Source organism: Halobacteriovorax sp. RT-2-4 (assembly GCF_047085445.1).
In the GTDB taxonomy this organism is placed as follows: domain Bacteria; phylum Bdellovibrionota; class Bacteriovoracia; order Bacteriovoracales; family Bacteriovoracaceae; genus Halobacteriovorax_A.
In genome coordinates, this window is record NZ_JBKIXY010000001.1 from 1,167,901 (window position 1) to 1,183,777 (window position 15,877).

The following is a 15,877-nucleotide window of genomic DNA, read 5'->3' on the forward strand; positions in this document are numbered from 1 at the left end:
TTGAAAAGTGCCAAAAGTTTGAGGTGTAACGGAACTTATTAAAGTGTCAATTTTCATAAGAAGTAATTTCTTTTTTCGACAAACTTCTTTTAGCTTTTTAACAATTTTGTTAGATTATGCCCTCATTAATTAACGCATTTTTATTCGAGCTTAGAAGGTGAAATAATGAAGAAGCCTATTGCTATCATTGACTGTGCTATCAACAATCCGTCTTACAATTGTATGAATCAAATGATTCAAAATTTTAATATACCGACGACATATCATTGGGTATCTCAATTTGGATGTGACTCACTAGATAAAATTGAAGAGGCCAGTGGCTATATCATTTTCGGCTCAGACTCAAACGTCTACCAAAGACTTGATTGGCAAGTCGATCTTGCTAAACGTATGAAAGAAAAATTAGAACAAGATATCCCTGTTATGGGAATTTGCTTTGGCCATCAACTCATTGCCGATATCTTTGGCTCAACAGTTGATATGGTTAAACCTGATAATCAGCTTTTTGAAGGGACCAGAAAAACAAAAATTCTCATGGATAAATTTGGTTTTAATAAGGGTGAAGAATTTAGTCTCTTTATTACCCATCACTACGAAGTGAAAGAGCTTCCAAAAGGTTTTGTTCACCTAGCAACTTCAAATGATTGCTTCCTTGATGGGATTGCTCATGAGACTCTTCCATTCTTTAGCTTCCAAGGCCACCCTGAGGCATCGCAAGATTTTGTCGATAGTCATATTGAGATGACTCTTTCAGATGAAGAGCTAAAGTCAGGTTACGAAGGTGGACGTAAAGTAATCAAAAATTTTATCGACTATATTCAAACTCGTTAGAAAATTAGTTTTTTAACTATTTCCCTAAGATAGTTAAAATAAGGTGTACGATACTTTTCAATTTCTTGATATTGTTCGTGTCGTGCGCCTTCTATCTTTGTAATCGTAAAACTTGTGTCTACTTCCTTTAAGTACCTTTCAAGTTCAGGAACACTAACTAGCTCATCAGCAGTTCCATAAGAAATATATTTCTCCACTTCATCATTAATAGGCTTTGAAAATACCTTCTTACTACAGGAAACCATTTCAAGTAGAAGTTTAGTGTGAAGCTTTTGAAGATTAAACGGATCGTTCTTAAATTCTTCAACAACTTGATTACGGTGAGATAATGTATTTAAGTCAACAAGGCCACCAAGTGGTATCGACATTTTAATCGAGGCCAGCTTGCTAAAGTACTTGCCTTTCACTTTATTAACAAACTTTGCGAAGGGACCACCTACTCCAACAGGAGGAGCGTTTACAATTATAGCTCTAGGTTTTGGGCCATCTTTTAAGTTATTCTGAGTGAAGCCACAAGTGATTAGAGCACCCATCGAATGCCCATAGAGAATATAATCTTCCATTTTATAATTCTCTCTTAAATGCTTAAGGCAATCTTCAAGGTCTAACATATACTGCTCAAATGGATCGATATATGCTTTTTCTCCACCACTTCGGCCATGACCACGAAGATCATATTGAAAAACGTTTACATCAAAGCCAAAAATTTCTTGCAGGTATTTATGTCGACCTAAATGCTCACCTATTCCATGAGTCGCTATTAGCCAGTACTTAGCACCGTGCTCAACGACTTCGGTATACAATTTGACACCGTCACGCATAGGAATCGCTCTTTTAATTGGCTCCATATTTTACCCTTTGATTAATTTTTATTTAGCTTTTATAATTATACTTAAATTTAAGGAAAAGTAATGTTTTGTCCAAAGTGTTTAAGTAACAGTGTACATCTAAAAGAAAAAGGCGTCATTCATATATTAGTTAATGGCCGCCAAAAAGATACTGGCCGCTTTCTATACAACTTAGAAAGACGTAGTGAAATAGCTCAGAATATTTCAAATAAGATTCTTGAGCATTTCAAATGGATGGCAAGCTTTCAAAATACGAAGCCAGTGGAACATGTGAACATCATCACTTCTGATGCTAAATGCGACAATGGTTGTGCGATTCCTCTAACGCAGAAGTTTTCGCTTCTTGACCATTTAGTTTCAACAAAAGAAGTGAGGAATATGGTTCAGCTCCACGCTAAAGAATGTGGCCTAGACGTCGACCTCGACATTTAAAAAGTAACCACCATGCTTTCGCATATTCACACAACCTGTATCTAAAATAAGATACTGACCTTTTATTCCCATTAAAGTCCCCTCAATAACAGGATTCTTATCGAAACCAAGAGACTTAACCTTCTTTGGAAATTCAATTACTGGATACTCAATATGAGTCACTTCTTCTTCAATATCATCAAGACCAAAACTATCAATTAAGTCTGCAAAGTCATCATAGATCTGATCGCGAAGCATTTCTAAATCTTCATCTGCAACTTCATTCATAAGCATTTTGCGCCAATTAGTCTTATCCGAAAATGCTTTTGCAATCTCAACCTCGATCTCTCCGGAAGTTTTTCTATCAGGTACCTCTAAAATAGGTAAAGCATACGATGCTCCTTGATCAATCCAACGAGTAGGAATTTGCGTGTGACGTGTGATCCCTACTTTCACATGAGATGATACAGCAAGATAAACATAGTGAGGAATCATACAATTCTTCTCTCCCCACTCTGGCTCGCGACATGTTCCTTTATGAAAATGGCATAGCTCAGGCTTTACGATACACGTGTCACATTGTGCAAGTGTAATCATTTCTTTATAAGAGTAGCCTTGGGAATATGACTTCTTAATTAACTCACCAGAGTAGACAGAGTTTATCTGACCATCAAAACTTAGCTTGATCTTCTTTTCAAGAAGATCATTCATATAAAGAAGCTCATCACCTAAAGGTAAATGATAGTGAGCTAGTCCGTCCTCAAGAGACGTTTTCATTTTGCGAATATTTCCACTTAACATATTTCTACTTTCCTAAAAAATCTTTTAACTTTTGAATAACTGGCATTGGTATTTCATGGCCACCTTGGAATGGGTGGAATTCATATTCATTAACCTTCTCAAGATAACTCTTAAGCTTCTCACTCAGAAAATATGGAAGAATAGGATCAACACTTCCATGCGATTGAAAAATTGGAATATGCTTAATATGCTTTGTATTTTCTGCAATATGCGCTTCATCAAATAAAGTAGATGAAAGTAAGAAGAGACGCTCAATTAAATGAGGTTCTTTATATGCAACGGCAAGACTTAGCATTGAGCCTTGTGAGAATCCCCCTAGGAATACTTCTGTGCTATTCTTTTTAATCTCTTTGATCAAATGAACTAAGCGATCACGCATATCTTCGATTCCATCAGGAACACTCTGAGAGAAGAAATCTTCGATTCGTCCTTCCATCGAAGCTTGTTGAAGTCCCATCATATCGATTGGAAACCAGGCACTTCCCTTCATTCCCATTCCAATATCAACTTTCATCGGTCCATCGACAAAATACCAATTGAATTCATCCTTTGGATCTAGATACTGATATAGAGGAGCTAAATCTTGAAAACTTGCTCCATATCCATGAAGTACTACGATTGACTTATTTGTACTTCCTTCTTGTAGTAAAATATCAAAATCATTAATTCTTGTTACTCTCATTTCTTTGTCTCTACTTTTGATTTACGATTTGGATATACATAGCGACAGATTGGACATTCGAGTCCAAAACATGATCTCGCCTTACAATATTCGCGGCCATAGAAGATAATTTGCAAGTGAAGTTTATTCCAAAGATCTCTTGGAAAGAGTTTCTTACAATCCTCTTCTGTTTGTTCGACATTCTTTCCCTTTGTTAGGCCCCAACGCTGAGCAAGCCTGTGAATATGAGTGTCCACAGGAAAAGCTGGTACATCAAAGGCCTGGGCCATAACAACAGAGGCCGTTTTATGACCGACACCAGGAAGCTTTTCAAGATCTTCAAAACTTGCTGGAACTTCTCCATCATGTTCATTAACAAGAATTCTTGAGAGATCATAAATGGCCTTAGACTTTCTTGGAGAAAGTCCACAAGGTTTAATGATTTCTTTAATTTCTTCTTGTGTTAACTTCATCATGTCGCGTGCGTTATCGGCCTTTGCAAAAAGTGCCGGCGTCACCTGATTAACTCGTTCATCTGTACATTGTGCTGATAATAAGACAGCTATCAGTAAGGTGAACTCATTCGTATGATCTAGAGGCGTTGGAGTCTCTGGATAAAGCTCCTCAAGTGCCTCGACAATATAGTCTGCTCTTTCTTGTTTTAACATCTTCTTTCCTATTAATTTGAACCATAAAAATTTAGCAAATTATCCATGAAAATGCTAAAATAACGCGTAATGAGATACATTTTCATCAAATTAATCCGCTTTTACCAAATAGCAATCTCCCCATTTCTCGGGGCAAATTGTCGCTATACTCCAACATGCTCTCAATATGGCATTGAGGCCTTTTCCAAACTGCCATTTCACATAGCATTTTGGAAAACAACAAAACGTATTGCGAGTTGCCACCCATGGTCAAAAGGCGGATATGATCCTGTAACTCTAGACTGTTGCCATAAGGATAAGCACAAATGAAGTTTTTAGTTTTAATATTTTTTTCTCTAGCATCTCTTGCCACAACATCAATCGACAATTTAAAGAAAGAATTTTTAGATAAGGGTGACGAATTAAGTTACTTCTTACAATGGGATAGTGGTAAATCAAGATCCCTCGATTCAAAAAACTCTTTTATCCCCGCTTCGATTTTTAAAATATTTTCGGCTTATTACATCCTCGATAAATTAGGTACAGACTATCGTTTTAAAACATCGATTGCCTCAAGAGGACATATTTCAAACGGGACACTAAAGGGAGACCTTATCCTAAGTACTTCAGGTGACCCCTACTTTCTAACAGCACAAGCCTATGATCTCATTGATGCAGTAAAGGCAGCTGGAATAAAAAAAGTAGAAGGAAAACTCATTGTTGTTAATAATTTTGTCGATCTAAATCGTATAGGAAATGTTGGACTAGATGACCAACCATATAACCAAAGTATTTCAGGCCTTAACATAAATTTTAACCGTTTCAAGTCGATCGGACGTGACGATAAAAATATTTTCCCAACTCACAATGGCCTAGAAATTAAAAAGTCACCTAAGCCACTAGGGCCTGGAGAAGTTTTTCGTCATATCAAAAATAATGAAAAGGAATCATGGGTTTATACAAATTCCAAAGATTACTTTCTAGAAGTACCTATAAGAGACTCTCTACAGTTTAATGCTAATTATTTTAATCATCACTTAAAGATTGCGGGCATTGAAACAAAAGGCGTGGCGTTTGAAGAAAGTTTTACTAAGTCTAAAATTTTAAACACTGTCTACTCTGTGCCTTCTTTAGATATGGTAAAATTATCTCTCGAGTACTCAAATAACTTATTTATTGAAACACTAGTCTTAAAAGCGACAAAAAAAGATAATTTGAAAGATGCTGCTCAAAAAATGGTTAGCGACTTAAAGCTACCTGTTAAAGGCGAGCTTACTAATAGTTCTGGACTGAGTGTTAACATAGAAATGTTAGCTCAAGATATTGTTAATTTCATCAATAAGAACGCTTATAAGAAATTTGGAAATAACTACTTCATTAACCTACTTTCAATTACTGGTCACAGTGGTTCTCTACATCGCAAGTACTTAACTAATAAAGGGTTTGAGAAGTACCGCTATAAAACAGGAAGCCTCGACTTCGTTTATAATATTTGCGGAAGAAGCTTTGAAGCCGATCCTGTTACTTTTTGTGTCATGATCAATAATCCAAAGAAGAGACAACTTCTAATGGGTCCAAACTCTGCAAAGAATGAGAAGTTAAGACAAGAAGCAAAAGCTTGGAGACGTTCTAAAGAACGCTTTAGTGAGCTCTTAATGTATGAGTTAAACTAAAGATTTGAAAACTGACGACAACAAGGGCGATCTTTAATTAGCTTTAAGAAATGATAAAATTTTTCGCTTGTGATAATAGAATCTTGAGTGACTAATGCTCGGTGAGAATACTCTTGATCGTAGTGAGTAGAGATAATGAGTTTATCTTTTAAATTTTTATTATCTTCCAAAAATTGAGTTAGATAAGACTCTGTTATGACGGCAATATCTCCACGTCCCTTTAAGATACTTAAAATATTTCCTTCATGTGAGTTGGTATAGATTAATTTCGCATCATATTTCTGATCAATATCAAAATCTAGAAAACCATAGTGATAACCATCATAAAGCAAAATGCTCTTCTTTTTTAAATCCCTTAAGTAAGCATGAGTTCTATTCTTATCTTTTTTAGCGATAAATTTTTCCCCACCTTTTAAAAAAGAAGGAGTCATATCATATTTTATGCCACGTTCTTCCCATCCCCACTTAGGACTTTCAAATAAAATCAAATCAAAGCGCTTCGTTGTAAAGTCTCGATAGCGACGTCTTGCAGATGTTTCCACAATCTTAAATCGATATTCACTCTGAACCTTATTAAGCTCTTTTATAACCTCATAAACGAGTCCAGACTTCTTTCCATTTTTAGAAATATAAAATGGTGGGAATTGATAAGCACCAACCTGAACTTCCTTGGCAGCAAAGAGAGAAGTAGAAAAAGCAAATATTAAAGCGTACTTAGTGAAGTAATTCACTAGCTTCTCCACTATATCTAGGTAACGATAAGATAAACTTCGTATTTTCAGACTTCGAATCATATCTAAGATAGCCATCATTATTTAACATCATCTCATAAGATAAACTAAGTCCTAATCCTGTTCCCTTATTTACATCTTTAGTCGTGTAAAAAGGCTCCATAATACGGCTTTCGATTCTTGGATCAATCCCTTTTCCACTATCAATGACTTCGATATAAAGATTTTCGAAATCTTGATTTATAGAAACGATAATTAATCGTTCGTCTAATTCCTCAATCGCATCAATCGAGTTATTAATTAAATTAACAAGAACTTGGCTAATTTGAGTTTTATTAGCATAAATTAAATTATCAATAGAAGATTTATCGTAAGAGAATTCTAAACGGATATCTTTTTCCGCCAAACGTCCTCGACAAATAGATGAAACAATTGATTCTAATTCTTCACACCTAATAATCGTTTTTAAATCCTTTTGACCATCACGAGACATTGTCGACATACTCTTAACAATATCAGTAATTCGATCTGCAGCAAGCTCAACCTTTTCAAGAATGTATTCACACTTTTCGCCATTAACACATTTCTTTAATCGATTTAGATTTCCAAGAATGACAAATAATGGGTTATTAATCTCGTGAGCGATCCCAGCGGCCATTTGCCCTAGGGCAGCGAGTCTCTCTGATTCGTGACTTCTTTCTCTTTGCTCATATAATTCCTGAGTTCTTGTCGTAACTATCGCCTCAAGCTCTTCATTATATCTCTTTAGCTTTACGTCTCTTAAAATAATTTCGGTTAGAGTTTTATTAAGTGTTTTTGCAAAGAATGATAATTCATTAAGAACAAATTTTTCACGTATTGGGCGGAAGTCACCACTGGCAATACGGCTTGTTCTATTTACAAAGTGCTTTAGAGGATTAAAGAATAAATAATAGTAAGCAATTGATGTCACAATCAAAGATAGAACAAGTCCCGATATAAACCATACCCCAATCATCTTCATGATATTGTGAACATAGATAGCATTTAATTGATTCGAAAATCTAATTTCAACACTTCCTATCTTCTTGCCCTCATATATAACTTCAAAATTTTCAATGACTATTTCAGGGCTTACATATTTTGGGGCCGCTGCTTCAACTAATGAAATCTGACTCAAAAGACTTTCATTCTCATCTCTAACAGTAATAGCAGTAACGGCCTGGTCGCTTGAGTTAACAAAGACATTAGAAATTTTCTGAATATATTCTTTATTTAAGTTCCAGATAGGAAGTTTTAGAGAATTTACAATCTGTCTTGAAATGATTTCTCTATCATTCTCAAAACGAACCCTTTCCTGATTACTATGAATACTGTAAGTAGCTGCGCCCATGACAAAGAAGCTTATTGTTAGTACTACCCCCATAACAATCGGAATAATAAATGAAAAGCGAACAGGTGACTTGTGCATGTCCAATATCTACATGCGTTATTTAGATTTAGCAAGTACTTTGTAAATAGAAATCGTTTTAAGACAATTAGGTTAGACTAATATAACTAGTAATATTAACTACTTAGAGATAGAAGTTGAAATCATCCAAATCCCTACTGCGATTAATAGGATACTAAAAAAGTACTGGGCCTTTTTCCCGCCTAAAACGTGGGCCAGACGATTGCCCATAAAAAACCAGAGCAGATGAGCACTAGCTCCACCAAAAAAAAGCACGGCACTAAAAAGTGTTAGAAAGAGTTTCCCCTCATTTAAAAATGGTGAGTAAACACTAATTGTGAAAACTAGGAATTTGGGATTTAGGGCCTGAAAAATAGCCCCTTCTAGAAATGAAGGACCTTTATTATTTTCTTCCTCATTCTTCACCTCTACTTTCTTTACATTAGTAAGGCTTTTATAGGCCATAAAGAATAAGTATAAAGCTCCAAAAACAGGAAGGTATCTCATGAGCTTCTCATGTTTCATGATGAAGTCTGTTGCACCATATAGACAAAGTAGAAGTCCTGAAATAGTTGAAAGCCATAACCCAAGTATGAAAGGTAGAGTTTTCTTAAAACTATAAGTTCCCCCAAGGCCGGCCAAAGTTATATTTGCAGGGCCAGGTGAATAACAAAGAGGGGCCACGATAAAGAAGAAGCTAGTAATTATTTTTGAAAGCATAAATTAAGTATCCATTGGATCGACATCGATTTTTACAGAGAAAGAATAGTCGATCTTATTTTGAGCGCGAAAAATCTGCAATACTTGATTGAGCTCGCCCCCATTCTTACACATTAAAGACATGCTCCATGTGAACATATTCGCACGCCTTTCAATCATAGCAGGAGTAGGGCCCCATACTTGGCCATCGATTCCCAACTGATCCATTAGCCCACGAAGCTTTTGAATTTCACTTGAGAGATTGGCAATTATTTTGTCGCGATCTCTACCAGAGACGTGAATATTTGCCATCTTTGTATAAGGAGGAAATAGACCAAACTCACGCGTTGTTAATTCGAAATCATAAAAACCAGAAAAACTATGTGATTTGATAAAATCGAACATTGTATTATCTGGAAGCATCGTTTGAATTGCAACCTTAGCGTGATTTGAATATCGCCCTGCTCGTCCTAAAATTTGAACAATCATTTGGTAAGCTTTTTCCATGGCCCTAAAGTCAGGGAAGTTTAGCATTGAATCAGTTCCTAAAATTAAAACGAGATTAACTTTTTTAAAGTTGTGACCTTTAGAAAGCATTTGTGTTCCGACAAAGATATCAATATCACCTTTATGGAAACGCTCAAGCTTATCTTCTAGCTTATCAAGATTTGTGATCTCATCGCGATCAAAGCGCTCAATCTTCTTAGTAGGATAAAACTCTTGTAAAACTTCTTGCAGTCTTTCTGTACCGAATCCCTTTTGTAGCAGATTCATATTTCCACATTCAGGACAAATTTCTGGTCTTGGAATTTGATAGTCTGAATGAGAGCTTGAAAGAATATTTTTATTTTTAAAATACCTTAGTGGTACACCAGTATTAGGATCTTCGAATTTATAACCACAACCTCGACACTGAAGATAATTTGAAAAACCTAGGCGATTTACAAAAACGAGAACTTGCTCGTCTCTATCTAAAGCTTCACTAATCATATCTAAAGACTTCTTTTCAAATGGCCAAATCGATAAGGCATCCATATCTTTCTTAGCACCATGAGAGCGAGAGTCTAATAATTCAATCTCCGGAAAGCCGCCGGCAACTCTCTTTTCCAATGAAAAGTAATTCTCTGGTTTAAGCTTTGAAAAAGTGAAGTAATTTTCTAATGAAGGCGTCGCACTACCAAGAACGACAGGTGCATTGAATAGCTGTGCTTTCTTAATGGCAACATCGCGCCCATTATAAGGACAACGATCTGTTTGCTTAAATGAGCTATCATGTTCTTCGTCAACGATCACAAGGCCTAGGTTTTCAACAGGCAAGAAAACACTAGAGCGCACTCCCATTAAAAGAACTGGCCGATCAGATTTCTTTAAAAACTTCCAAATAGCATTCTTGTGAGAAGGTGTTACACCCGAGTGATACGGAAGAATTGGACAATCCAAATATTTTTTAAACGTCTCCATAAACTGAGGCGTCAGGTTAATTTCAGGTAGCAAGAAAAGTACACTCTTTCCCTTCTTTAATACATTCTTTATCAAGTGAAGATAAATTAATGTTTTTCCTGATCCTGTAACACCATGAACGAGAAAGCGATCAAATCCATTATCAAGCTTAGCATTGATACTTTCATATATGGGCTTTTGTAGCGGAGATAGTTCATGTTCAAAATCTTGGTTATCACCAAATTGAGTTTCAACTTCGCGAGGACGTTTTAAAATTTTTGGCAAGCAGTCCCAAGCAAGTTGCCCAAGATTGTAGTGATAGTAACGAGACATCCAATCGTAGAGCTTCATCTCACTTTGTGATAATGAAAACTCTGGCGCGAGAACTTCGTTGATTGGCCTAAGCTTATACTTAGTAATCGTTTCTTCTAATTCTTTTTGCGTAATTGTAAATGGTACGACAACACCTTTAGCCTTCCTTCTACCAAGAGGGACTTCCACAAGGGTACCAACAGGAATCTCCTCTCCTAACGTCTTATAAGTAAGAACACTTGGTAGTTTTGGATAATCAACCGCGACTTGGCAATAATGTTGAGCGTTTAGTGTATTAACGTCTTGCATAAGATTTTAAAGTAAAAAGTAAGTGTAAAACCTACACTATCATCATACAATAAGTATATGATTACATGGAATGTTGATCCAGAAATATTTAGAATCGGACCTATTGCCGTTCGTTATTACTCACTAATGTTTATCGTTGGTTTCTTTATTGGTGAGCGCTATTGTCGCCGCTACCTAATCAAAGAAAAAAACTTTACTAAAGACGAAGTAAGCTCATTATTAAACTATATGATTGTAGGTTGTGTCGTAGGTGCACGTCTTGGGCATTGCCTCTTCTATGAGCCAGGTTATTACTTAAGTAATCCTCTTGAAATTCTCTATGTATGGAAAGGTGGACTTGCAAGTCACGGTGGATTCCTTGGTGTTATCGTTTCAATATACGCCTTTAAGAAAAGAGTTAAAGATGTCCCACTGATGTGGCTTCTTGATCTTGTTGCAGCACCGGCCCTTATGACAGGAGGATTTATTAGACTTGGAAACCTAATGAATTCTGAGATCTTTGGTCATCCAACAAATCTTCCATGGGCGTTTAAATTTGTTCGTGCAGATAATATTGCTCGCCACCCTACTCAGCTCTACGAAGCACTTGGCTTCTTTGCAGTTTCAGGACTTGTTTACTATCTCTATTCAAAATTTCACAATAAGTGGCAATCTGGACGCTTTTTAGGAATTATCTTTATTGGTGGTTTTGCATGGCGATTCTTTGTGGAATTCTTTAAAGAAAATCAAGTGGCATTTGAACAAGGTATGGCCCTAAATATGGGACAAATTCTAAGTATCCCACTTATTATCGTTGGTATTATCTTAGTTCTTTATAAACCTGTTACTAAAGGTTAAGCCCAAGTTCTAAACCAGTACCAATTTCTTTATTTTCTGTTGCATGAATGTAGTGAACAAATGGCTTAATACGTACTTTTTCATATAAGGTAAAAAGTGGATAGAATTGGCCATAAACTCCAGAACAAGATTTAAAATTTGCACGGAAGCTACTGCATTCGACAGAGCCATACTTATCGGTACTAGAAAACATATAGCCTCCTCGTACACCTAGGCTTATTTGTAAACTCTCATCAGACCAGCTAAGCATTGTCTTTTCAACTCCAATATTAGGAATAAAAACATTGTCATCATCTTTAGATTCTTGAAAGTCCATAACAGAATTTAGCATCAATCCAACACCCCAGCGCCAACTCTTTATCGATCTTGAAAAGTCGTCAATTGCACGAGTGTACGAAATTTCTGCAAGAGTTCCTAAATCAATTGAGAAGTACGACTCATAAGGAATGTAGTAAATAGAATCAAGATAGGCTTTTGAACCTAATTTTGCGACAAATTTTTCGGTAGCGTTGAGTTTATCAGTATAAGACTCAATAGATGTATGTAGTTTGTTTATAACCAAATATGGCGCATCACTTCGATTTATTCTCTTCTCTGTTTTATGAAGCTCATTAAAGAGAAAGTCTTCATCCTTTAGTTTTCTAAGTGTGTATTGAGTTATATTTTCTTTTTCTTTGAATCTAAATTCCTCATATCGATTTTCATATAAACGACTCTTTTTAAATGATTCCGTTCGATGACACAATTTTAGCTCTAGCTCTTGCTCACAGTTTTCAATAACCTTTGCTACAGAGATTTTTAAAATTGTCTTTAAATTCTTATTAAGTCCTTCAAGACAGATATGATTAAAGTCCTTTCTTTCAACAACTTCAACAATACAAGCTTCATCTTGATCAAATTGGATTCTTTTAGGCATCTTAAATTTTCGTCCCGAGTGATTCTTTGCAATATAGTCACTAGTAAACTTTTTAGAATCCGCATAACCAACTAAGAAATCAAAACGTCTAAAATCTTCTTCAAAGAAACCAAAGAAGGCATACATCGGAGAAGAGGCCAGAGGCAGTGATACAGTTGAGCTCATAGAATTAGAAAAACTAGGAGACTCATAAAAAGCAATTGTTTCACGAGAACGGGCCGTTCCTATAAAGCTATCAAAAATATCAAGAACATACTTTGCGACTTCCTTTCCATTCTCTTGAAACTCACGAGTTTCATAAAGTAAGTGTTCATCGCTTGGATCAATAATTAAAAGCAAATTATCCTTAGCGACTTTGTGCCTAGATACCTTATTAACGATTGTTAATGGAATATTATTAAACATCCCACCATCGATAAATGTTCTTTTTGTAATTGAACTCAATGGACACTTTTTCTTCGATTTAAAGTCCTCGTACTTACAATACTCAATATCAACCGGTTTAAAGGCCAAAGGAAAGGCTCCAGAAGCCTCGATTACCTGTAAGAGTTTTGTTAAGTTATCATTTTGATTCTTAGTGAATGGTAAGTAGATTTGTCTCGTCGAATTTGTGGCAATTGGATAGTTTTCGATGATAGGAGGCTTCCCCTCACCTTGACCACGAATTCTAAAAATGGCCTCATTTAGCATTTGAGGAAATTTTCTTCCACCTTTGTATACTTCAATAATCTCAGGCTTCTTTTGAGTAAGAGTGATTCCAAAAACAATATCGATATCAGCTCGTAAGCCTTCATTCCAGATTTGGCGTGCATCTTTATACATTGATTGAATCGGCTTTTTAGATAAAAAGTTAGTCATGGACATTTGCTTATTATCCGCTAGTCGATCAATTCCTAAAGGCACCCAAAGTCGCCAAAAGAGTGAGTCCTTTACAATATACTCTCCACCGTGAACTCTTCCGGCTTCAAGAAAAGTAATCAAAGCGTTCATACTACCAGCAGATGCTCCAGCATAAATTTGTGGCGTACGCTGTACTTGATAATTTAATTTTTCAAATTCAGTTAGATAACTTAAGAATCCGCCCTCATAAGAGCCTAGTGAAACACCACCACTTACAACAAGGGCCGTGTTGACTTGTTTTGCGAAAGGTTGAAAACAAAAGAGGAAGCTCAATAGTAGGATAAAACGTTTCATTCTAGTATTGTATTTGCTTCCTCTATTTGTGCCAAGTAAAGCTTAAGCTTACTTGCAATATGATAGATCTAAGTCATTCAAATTTTTGTAAATACTTGGACTAAATGCTTTATCCCAAAGATCTTGGCCGGCCATTTTATCCAGCGCCAGATCTGTTAATTTTAAGTTTTTATTATAAGCAAATGTATTTGCCAGAGCTCCAAATAGAGATCCGCCTTGTCCTTCGACTGCGTTACCATAGCAATTCATATCATCTTTAATATAGTCGTAGATATCGATCATACGCTCTTTACCCATACTATCTGCTGAGTAATACTTAAGTTCTCCACCTTCAATTACAGTGAACTTTTCAATTAGGCGATCGACCATCTCTTGCGAGAGCTCTTTACAAAGCCTCTTCTTCTTACTCTTTGACCCATTCACATGAAGATCTGCAATCACTTCATTTGTGGCCTTAACAAAGCAGTCTACAAATTGTTTTGAGTTAATTTGGGCCATTGAACTTGATGAAATAAGTACTAAAGCTGTTGAAATTACTAGATTTTTCATGAAAATCTCTCCTCGTGTCAATTGCGTATATAAATAAAATTACCACAAGGAGAGAATATAAAGGTCTTTTAAGAAACAATTACAATAGGTGTTCGGTCATTAGACACGAACAGACCACGTCACTTCATCACCACTTTCTTGGAAATCAATTCCTAATGCGTTTAATTCGTCACGGGCCGCATCTGCTGCATCCCAATCCTTAGCAGCACGTGCATCCGCTCGTTTTGCCAGAAGCTCATTAACTTTATCAAGGGCAATCCCCTTTCTTCTGATTTGAACTTCCTTAATTTCATTTAAGAATATCTCAGGATCCATTGCAAAAAGAGCACTCATCTTTCCATACTTTGCAATCCACTGTGAAAATGCAATTGCAGTAGGTGCAGAGTTTACATCCTTTGCTTTCTTTTCAAGATTTAATGTATTGAAAGTTTTAACTGCTTCATAAACCGCAGACATCATCTCACTTGTATTGAAATCGTCATTACATGCTTTCTCAATCTTTGCATCTAAACGCTTTAGGTCTTCTGCAAGTTTCTTATTAACTTTTGCACTTTCATTAGTTTCAAAAGTAGCTGCATGTTTGGCCACTTGAAGTGCGCGGTAAACACGAATTGCACCACCAAAAGCCTGATCAATTTTTTCATCAGTCACATCAAGCATTGAACGGTAGTGAGTTGAAAGCATAATATATTTTAAAATTTCTGGATGATACTCATCCATGAAAGCGCGAGCAGTGATGATATTGCCAAGGGACTTACTCATCTTCTCTCCACTCATATTGATGAAGTTATTATGCATCCAGTAGTTTACGTATTTACAAGAATTACATCCTACACCTTGAGCTATTTCGTTTTCATGATGTGGGAAAATTAAATCAATTCCACCGCCGTGGATATCAATAGATTTTCCAAGAATCGACTTGATCATCGCCGAACATTCAATGTGCCAACCTGGACGCCCCTTACCCCATGGAGAATCCCAAGACGGCTCACCTGGTTTAGCAGGCTTCCAAAGAACAAAGTCCTTAGGATCTTTTTTGCGCTCATCAACTTCGACTCGCTCTCCCGAATTGAGTTCCTCTAGATTTACACCTGAAAGCTCACCATATGATTCAAGCTTTGTTGTTTCGTAGAAAACTTCTCCGTCCACAACATAGGCCATGCCATTATCGATGATACCTTGAACGTATTCAATAATTTCAGGAATATAATCCGTTACTTTTGGATTATGCGTATGAGGACGAAGTCCTAGTCGGCCAAAGTCTTCTTGAAAGTATTTAATATAGCGCTCTGAGATTTCAAGGGAATCAACACCTTCCTCATTTGCTTTATTAATAATCTTATCATCAACGTCAGTGTAATTATAAACGAAGTTCACATCGTAACCGATATGCTCCATCCAATTTCTTGCGAAGTTAAAAAAGATAGGCCCACGAAAGTTTCCAATATGAAGCGGTCCATAAACAGTTGGTCCACAAAGATAAAGCTTAACTTTGCCTTCTTCTAATGGCGTAAAAGTTTCTTTCTTCTTTGTTAAAGTATTGTAAACTACTAGTGACACTATCAACTCCTCTATTTTTTTATGCAGAT

The 15,877-nt window shown here is 36.2% G+C and carries 16 protein-coding genes; 5 read left to right on the forward strand and 11 right to left on the reverse strand.

Annotated features, from left to right (window positions below):
* Nucleotides 1–165: 165 nt before the first annotated feature.
* Nucleotides 166–831, forward strand: coding sequence for a type 1 glutamine amidotransferase (locus ACMAYL_RS05515; protein WP_103216523.1), 666 nt, complete (start codon nucleotides 166–168; stop codon nucleotides 829–831).
* Here ACMAYL_RS05515 and ACMAYL_RS05520 read toward each other — a convergent pair.
* Nucleotides 828–1,679, reverse strand: coding sequence for an alpha/beta fold hydrolase (locus tag ACMAYL_RS05520; RefSeq protein WP_412462907.1), 852 nt, complete (start codon nucleotides 1,677–1,679; stop codon nucleotides 828–830). The genes ACMAYL_RS05515 and ACMAYL_RS05520 overlap by 4 nt on opposite strands.
* Before the next feature lie 63 nt (nucleotides 1,680–1,742).
* Between ACMAYL_RS05520 and ACMAYL_RS05525 the strand changes: the two genes are divergently transcribed.
* Nucleotides 1,743–2,111 (forward strand): hypothetical protein, encoded by a 369-nt coding sequence (locus ACMAYL_RS05525; RefSeq protein WP_392991071.1) that lies wholly within the window; start codon nucleotides 1,743–1,745, stop codon nucleotides 2,109–2,111.
* Here ACMAYL_RS05525 and ACMAYL_RS05530 read toward each other — a convergent pair.
* Genes ACMAYL_RS05530 through nth form a run of 3 tightly spaced genes read right to left on the reverse strand, consistent with a single transcriptional unit; the run spans nucleotide 2,088 to nucleotide 4,220 of the window.
* Nucleotides 2,088–2,867: a DUF2797 domain-containing protein gene (locus ACMAYL_RS05530; protein WP_103216941.1), complete on the reverse strand. Its 780-nt coding sequence runs from the start codon at nucleotides 2,865–2,867 to the stop codon at nucleotides 2,088–2,090. The genes ACMAYL_RS05525 and ACMAYL_RS05530 overlap by 24 nt on opposite strands.
* A gap of 28 nt (nucleotides 2,868–2,895) precedes the next feature.
* The gene (locus ACMAYL_RS05535; protein WP_103216520.1) at nucleotides 2,896–3,573 is read right to left on the reverse strand and encodes an alpha/beta hydrolase; all 678 of its coding nucleotides are present in this window, start codon (nucleotides 3,571–3,573) and stop codon (nucleotides 2,896–2,898) included.
* Nucleotides 3,570–4,220: an endonuclease III gene (gene nth, locus ACMAYL_RS05540; RefSeq protein ID WP_103216519.1), complete on the reverse strand. Its 651-nt coding sequence runs from the start codon at nucleotides 4,218–4,220 to the stop codon at nucleotides 3,570–3,572. The genes ACMAYL_RS05535 and nth overlap by 4 nt, the downstream gene beginning before the upstream one ends.
* A gap of 69 nt (nucleotides 4,221–4,289) precedes the next feature.
* On the opposite strand from nth, the gene yidD reads away from it, so the two are divergent.
* Together yidD and ACMAYL_RS05550 are read left to right on the forward strand one after the other, a co-directional pair.
* Nucleotides 4,290–4,529 (forward strand): membrane protein insertion efficiency factor YidD, encoded by a 240-nt coding sequence (gene yidD, locus ACMAYL_RS05545; protein WP_103216518.1) that lies wholly within the window; start codon nucleotides 4,290–4,292, stop codon nucleotides 4,527–4,529.
* Nucleotides 4,526–5,872, forward strand: a complete 1,347-nt coding sequence (locus ACMAYL_RS05550; protein ID WP_412470847.1) for a D-alanyl-D-alanine carboxypeptidase — start codon at nucleotides 4,526–4,528, stop codon at nucleotides 5,870–5,872. The genes yidD and ACMAYL_RS05550 overlap by 4 nt, the downstream gene beginning before the upstream one ends.
* Here the strand turns inward: ACMAYL_RS05550 and ACMAYL_RS05555 are convergent.
* The 4 genes from ACMAYL_RS05555 to priA all read right to left on the reverse strand — a co-directional run bounded on the left by ACMAYL_RS05555 (nucleotide 5,869) and on the right by priA (nucleotide 10,792).
* Nucleotides 5,869–6,603 (reverse strand): substrate-binding periplasmic protein, encoded by a 735-nt coding sequence (locus tag ACMAYL_RS05555; protein WP_412470848.1) that lies wholly within the window; start codon nucleotides 6,601–6,603, stop codon nucleotides 5,869–5,871. The two genes, ACMAYL_RS05550 and ACMAYL_RS05555, sit on opposite strands and share 4 nt — an antisense overlap.
* Nucleotides 6,587–8,053, reverse strand: coding sequence for a sensor histidine kinase (locus tag ACMAYL_RS05560; protein WP_412470849.1), 1,467 nt, complete (start codon nucleotides 8,051–8,053; stop codon nucleotides 6,587–6,589). The genes ACMAYL_RS05555 and ACMAYL_RS05560 overlap by 17 nt, the downstream gene beginning before the upstream one ends.
* Nucleotides 8,054–8,152: 99 nt before the next feature.
* Nucleotides 8,153–8,752 (reverse strand): LysE family translocator, encoded by a 600-nt coding sequence (locus ACMAYL_RS05565; protein WP_103216514.1) that lies wholly within the window; start codon nucleotides 8,750–8,752, stop codon nucleotides 8,153–8,155.
* 3 nt (nucleotides 8,753–8,755) lie between these two features.
* Nucleotides 8,756–10,792 carry a primosomal protein N' gene (priA, locus tag ACMAYL_RS05570; RefSeq protein WP_412469844.1) on the reverse strand — a complete coding sequence of 679 codons (2,037 nt, stop codon included), beginning with the start codon at nucleotides 10,790–10,792 and terminating at the stop codon, nucleotides 8,756–8,758.
* Between the two features lie 57 nt (nucleotides 10,793–10,849).
* On the opposite strand from priA, the gene lgt reads away from it, so the two are divergent.
* Complete coding sequence (gene lgt, locus ACMAYL_RS05575; RefSeq protein ID WP_103216512.1) at nucleotides 10,850–11,629, forward strand: prolipoprotein diacylglyceryl transferase; 780 nt, start codon at nucleotides 10,850–10,852, stop codon at nucleotides 11,627–11,629.
* Here lgt and ACMAYL_RS05580 read toward each other — a convergent pair.
* The 3 genes from ACMAYL_RS05580 to cysS form a co-directional block, all read right to left on the reverse strand.
* A complete protein-coding gene (locus ACMAYL_RS05580; RefSeq protein ID WP_412470850.1) occupies nucleotides 11,619–13,739 on the reverse strand; it encodes a patatin-like phospholipase family protein in 2,121 nt (706 codons plus the stop codon). The genes lgt and ACMAYL_RS05580 overlap by 11 nt on opposite strands.
* A 48-nt stretch (nucleotides 13,740–13,787) precedes the next feature.
* Complete coding sequence (locus ACMAYL_RS05585; protein ID WP_103216510.1) at nucleotides 13,788–14,288, reverse strand: hypothetical protein; 501 nt, start codon at nucleotides 14,286–14,288, stop codon at nucleotides 13,788–13,790.
* A 99-nt stretch (nucleotides 14,289–14,387) separates the two neighbouring features.
* Nucleotides 14,388–15,848: a cysteine--tRNA ligase gene (gene cysS / locus ACMAYL_RS05590; RefSeq protein ID WP_392991060.1), complete on the reverse strand. Its 1,461-nt coding sequence runs from the start codon at nucleotides 15,846–15,848 to the stop codon at nucleotides 14,388–14,390.
* Nucleotides 15,849–15,877: the final 29 nt, after the last annotated feature.